The following is a 5,199-nucleotide window of genomic DNA, read 5'->3' as shown; positions in this document are numbered from 1 at the left end:
TGGTACTGTTTTTGACTGTCTTTTCCTTGGGGCACTTGCTTGGTGCCCCGTGAAAATCGGTCAGGACACGCTTCGACACATACTTCAAGTCGCCATGGTCTCCGGATTGTGGTGCGCGACAAGGTTTTTGTTGGAGAGTTTGATCCTGGCTCAGGACGAACGCTGGCGGCGTGCTTCACACATGCAAGTCGAACGGAAAGGCCCGCTTGCGGGTACTCGAGTGGCGAACGGGTGAGTAACACGTGGGTAACCTGCCCCCATCTCTGGGATAACCGTTGGAAACGGCGGCTAATACCGGATACGACCGAGCTCCGCATGGTGCTCGGTGGAAAGTTTTTGCGGTTGGGGAGGGGCCCGCGGCCTATCAGCTGGTTGGTGGGGTGATGGCCTACCAAGGCGGTGACGGGTAGCCGGCCTGAGAGGGCGGTCGGTCACATTGGGACTGAGATACGGCCCAGACTCCTACGGGAGGCAGCAGTGGGGAATTTTGCACAATGGGCGCAAGCCTGATGCAGCGACGCCGCGTGAGGGATGACGGCTTTCGGGTTGTAAACCTCTTTTATCCACCACGAAGGCCAGGTATTCGCCTGGTTGACGGTAGTGGTTGAATAAGCGCCGGCTAACTACGTGCCAGCAGCCGCGGTAAGACGTAGGGCGCGAGCGTTGTCCGGATTTATTGGGCGTAAAGGGCTCGTAGGCGGCCCGCTGCGTCTGCCGTGAAAGGCCTCGGCTTAACCGGGGTTTTGCGGTGGATACGGGCGGGCTTGAGGCAAGTAGGGGAAACTGGAATTCTACGTGTAGCGGTGAAATGCGCAGATATGTGGAGGAACACCGGTGGCGAAGGCGGGTTTCTGGGCTTGTTCTGACGCTGAGGAGCGAAAGCGTGGGGAGCGAACAGGATTAGATACCCTGGTAGTCCATGCTGTAAACGGTGGGCGCTAGGTGTGGGGCCACGTTGGTTGGTTCTGTGCCGTAGCTAACGCATTAAGCGCCCCGCCTGGGGAGTACGGCCGCAAGGCTAAAACTCAAAGGAATTGACGGGGGCCCGCACAAGCGGCGGAGCATGCGGATTAATTCGATGCAACGCGAAGAACCTTACCTGGGTTTGACATCACCCGGAAACCCCCAGAGATGGGGGCCTCTTCGGACTGGGTGACAGGTGGTGCATGGCTGTCGTCAGCTCGTGTCGTGAGATGTTGGGTTAAGTCCCGCAACGAGCGCAACCCTTATCCCGTGTTGCCAGCATTCAGTTGGGGACTCGCGGGAGACTGCCGGGGTTAACTCGGAGGAAGGTGGGGATGAGGTCAAGTCATCATGCCCCTTATGTCCAGGGCTTCACGCATGCTACATTGGCCGGTACAGCGGGTTGCGATACCGTGAGGTGGAGCGAATCTCTGTAAAGCCGGTCTTGGTTCGGATTCGAGTCTGCAACTCGACTCGATGAAGGTGGAGTCGCTAGTAATCGCAGATCAGCAACGCTGCGGTGAATGCGTTCCCGGGCCTTGTACACACCGCCCGTCACGTCATGAAAGTTGGCAACACCCGAAGCCTGCGGCCTAACCGGTTTACCGGAGGGAGTGGTCGAAGGTGGGGCTGGCGATTAGGACGAAGTCGTAACAAGGTAGCCGTACCGGAAGGTGCGGCTGGATCACCTCCTTTCTAAGGAGTCCCGACCCTCGCTGAGGCGAGGCGTCAACCATCCGAGCCCACGGCAAGCATTTCGCTTGCGGTGGTTATCGCTCGGGTGTGTATGGACTAAATGTTTTAATGGTGTGTCGACTGCACGTTGTTCAAACGGGTTTGAGTCCCGTTTCCATCCTTGAGACCTGTTGGCCAGGTCGACTGCGTTCTGCGCGGTCGGCGTGTCTGACGGGTCTCGCACCCTGTTGGGGTTCTGAGGCAATACGTCTCGGAGCCTGGTCATGCCGCGGACACGCGGTTTTGATCGTGTCTGGACTTGGTCCGCATTCGTGCGGTGGTCCTCTCACACGATCAGCGTGTCGGGTGTGGCTGGTGTGTTGTTTGAGATTTGTATAGTGTGCGTGAGTGTCTTTGTTTCTATCTGACTTGGCCGTGTGTTGGTTAAGTTGTGTAGGGCGCATGGTGGATGCCTTGGTGCCGGATGACCGATGAAGGACGTGTGAGGCTGCGATATGCCTGGGGGAGTTGCCAACTGGACTGTGATCCCAGGGTTTCCGAATGGGGTAACCTGGCCGGCTTGATGGCCGGTCGCGCCTGCCTGAATGTATAGGGTGGGTGGTGGTGTGGCGGGGAAGTGAAACATCTCAGTACCTGCTGTGGAGAAAACAAGAGTGATTCCGTCAGTAGCGGCGAGCGAAAGCGGAGGAGGCTAAACCTGGTTCGTGTGATAGCCGGCAGGCGTTGCGGGTCAGGGGTTGTGGGACGTTTCCGTTGAATTCTGCCGAATTCAGGTTCACGCATCAGCAGCTAGTCGAACGGTGTGGGAAAGCCGACCGGAGAGGGTGAGAGTCCCGTAGGTGAAGGTTGTTGGTGGTGTTCGGGGAACGCACCCGAGTAGCGCGGGTTTCGTGGAGGCTCGTGTGAATCTGGCAGGACCGTCTGCTAAGCCTAAAGAGGTCCGGTGACCGATAGTGGAGAGTACCGTGAGGGAATGGTGAAAAGTACCCCGGGAGGGGAGTGAAAGAGTGCCTGAAACCATGTGCCTGTAAACCGTCAGAGCCCGGCAAGTGGCTTCGTGCTGCTTGTAGGCGGGTGATGGCGTGCCTTTTGAAGAATGAGCCTGCGAGTTATGGTATGCCGCGAGGTTAAGCCGTGTGGTGGAGCCGGAGCGAAAGCGAGTCTGAATAGGGCGTTGAGTGGTGTGTTGTAGACCCGAAGCGGGGTGATCTACCCATGTCCAGGGTGAAGCGGCTGTAAGAGGTCGTGGAGGCCCGAACCCACCTAGGTTGCAAACTGGGGGGATGAGGTGTGGGTAGGGGTGAAAGGCCAATCAAACTCCGTGATAGCTGGTTCTCCCCGAAATGCATTTAGGTGCAGCGTCGCATGTTGCTCCGTGGTGGTAGGGCGCTGGTTGGGTGATGGGCCGTGTCGGTTACTGAGCTCAGCTAAACTTCGAATGCCATGGTGTTGAGTGCGGCAGTGAGTCGGCGGGTGAGAAGATCCGTCGTCGAGAGGGAAACAGCCCAGATTACCGGCTAAGGCCCCTAAGGGTGCACTGAGTGGAAAAGGATGTGGGGTCGCGTTGACAGCCAGGAGGTTGGCTTAGAAGCAGCCATCCTTGAAAGAGTGCGTAATAGCTCACTGGTCGAGTGGTTTTGCGCCGATAATGTAGCGGGGCTGAAGTGCACCGCCGAAGCCGTAGCAATGCCAGATAGTTTCGACTGTCTGGGTTGGGTAGGGGAGCGTCGTACATGGGGTGAAGCTCCGGGGTGACCCATGGGGTGGACTTTGTACGAGTGAGAATGCAGGCATGAGTAGCGAAACACAGGTGAGAATCCTGTGCGCCGATTGACTAAGGGTTCCAGGGGACGGTTGTTCCGCCCTGGGTTAGTCTGGGCCTAAGGCGAGGCCGAGAGGCGTAGTCGATGGATAACCGGTTGATATTCCGGTACCCGAGTGCCGCGTATGAGTGATAGCGGTTGTGCTAACCGGCTGCAAGCCGGTGCCGGCTCACCTTCGGGTGGACTGGCACAGGTGAGTGGTTGGGGTCCTTTCCGTGTGTAGCGTAGTGATGGGGTGACGCAGTGGGGTAGCCGTACCGTCTGGTGGATTAGGCGGGGTAAGGTGGTAGCCCATGTTCCTAGGCAAATCCGGGAACATTACCTTAAATGGTGAGGGTGAGCGCTGAAGCATAGGTCTTTTGACTGAATTCGGTGATCCCGTGCTGTCGAGAAAAGCCTCTAGCGAGTGGTAGTCGGCCAGTACCCTAAACCGACACTGGTGGTCAGGTAGAGTATACTGAGGCGTTCGAGTGATGTGTGGTTAAGGAACTCGGCAAATTGCCTCCGTAACTTCGGGAGAAGGAGGGCCCTTTCTGGTGGTGCGTGCGCACGGAAGCTGGGGAGGGTTGCAGAGGCCAGGGGGAAGCGACTGTTTACTAAAAACACAGGTCCATGCGAAGCCGTGAGGTGAGGTATATGGACTGACGCCTGCCCGGTGCTGGAACGTTAAGAGGATCCATCAAGGCTTCGGCCTGCAGTGGTGAATTGAAGCGCCAGTAAACGGCGGTGGTAACTATAACCATCCTAAGGTAGCGAAATTCCTTGTCGGGTAAGTTCCGACCTGCACGAATGGCGTAACGACTTCCCCGCTGTCTCAACCACATGCTCGGCGAAATTGCAGTACGAGTAAAGATGCTCGTTTCGCGCGGCAGGACGGAAAGACCCCGGGACCTTTACTATAGCTTGGTATTGGCATATTGTCTGGTTTGTGTAGGATAGGCGGGAGCCTGGGAAGCTGCGACGCTAGTCGTGGTGGAGGTGTTGGTGAAATACCGCTCTGACTAAATGATGTGTCTCACCCGCGGCCCTGATCGGGTCGGGGGACAGTGCCTGGTGGGTAGTTTAACTGGGGCGGTTGCCTCCTAAATGGTAACGGAGGCGCCCAATGGTGCCCTCGGGCCGGTTGGAAACCGGTCGGTGAGTGTAAGCGTAGAAGGGTGCTTGACTGTGAGACCGACGGGTCGAGCAGGTGCGAAAGCAGGGGCTAGTGATCCGGCACCGACGTACGGATGTGGTGTCGCTCAACGGATAAAAGGTACCCCGGGGATAACAGGCTGATCTTCCCCAAGAGTCCATATCGACGGGATGGTTTGGCACCTCGATGTCGGCTCGTCGCATCCTGGGGCTGGAGTTGGTCCCAAGGGTTGGGCTGTTCGCCCATTAAAGCGGCACGCGAGCTGGGTTTAGAACGTCGTGAGACAGTTCGGTCCCTATCCGCCGCGCGCGTAAGAGATTTGATGAAGGGCTGTCCCTAGTACGAGAGGACCGGGATGGACGAACCGCTGGTGTGCCAGTTGTACCGCCAGGTGCATGGCTGGTTGGCTACGTTCGGGAGCGATAACCGCTGAAAGCATCTAAGCGGGAAGCGTGCTTCGAGATGAGATCTCTGTCAGACGCAGTCTGGTGAGGCGCCCTAGAGATGATGGGGTTGATAGGCTCGACATGGAAGAGCAGCAATGCTTGGAGTGGACGGGTACTAACCGCCGAGAACTTAACA

General features: G+C 57.6%; 2 rRNA genes. Both read left to right on the top strand.

Annotated elements, in window-relative coordinates:
• Positions 1-127: 127 nt before the first annotated feature.
• Positions 128-1,659: ribosomal RNA gene (locus DI269_RS13865) — 16S ribosomal RNA — on the top strand.
• Positions 1,660-2,080: 421 nt separating this feature from the next.
• Positions 2,081-5,199 (top strand): 23S ribosomal RNA (locus DI269_RS13860).
• The 16S and 23S rRNA genes sit together here, the layout of an rRNA operon.

The sequence above is a fragment of the Glycomyces dulcitolivorans genome (genome assembly GCF_003265355.1).
Lineage (GTDB): Bacteria > Actinomycetota > Actinomycetes > Mycobacteriales > Micromonosporaceae > Glycomyces > Glycomyces dulcitolivorans.
Note: the sequence above shows the minus strand (reverse complement) of the source record. Positions and strands in the feature narration are given on the sequence as shown.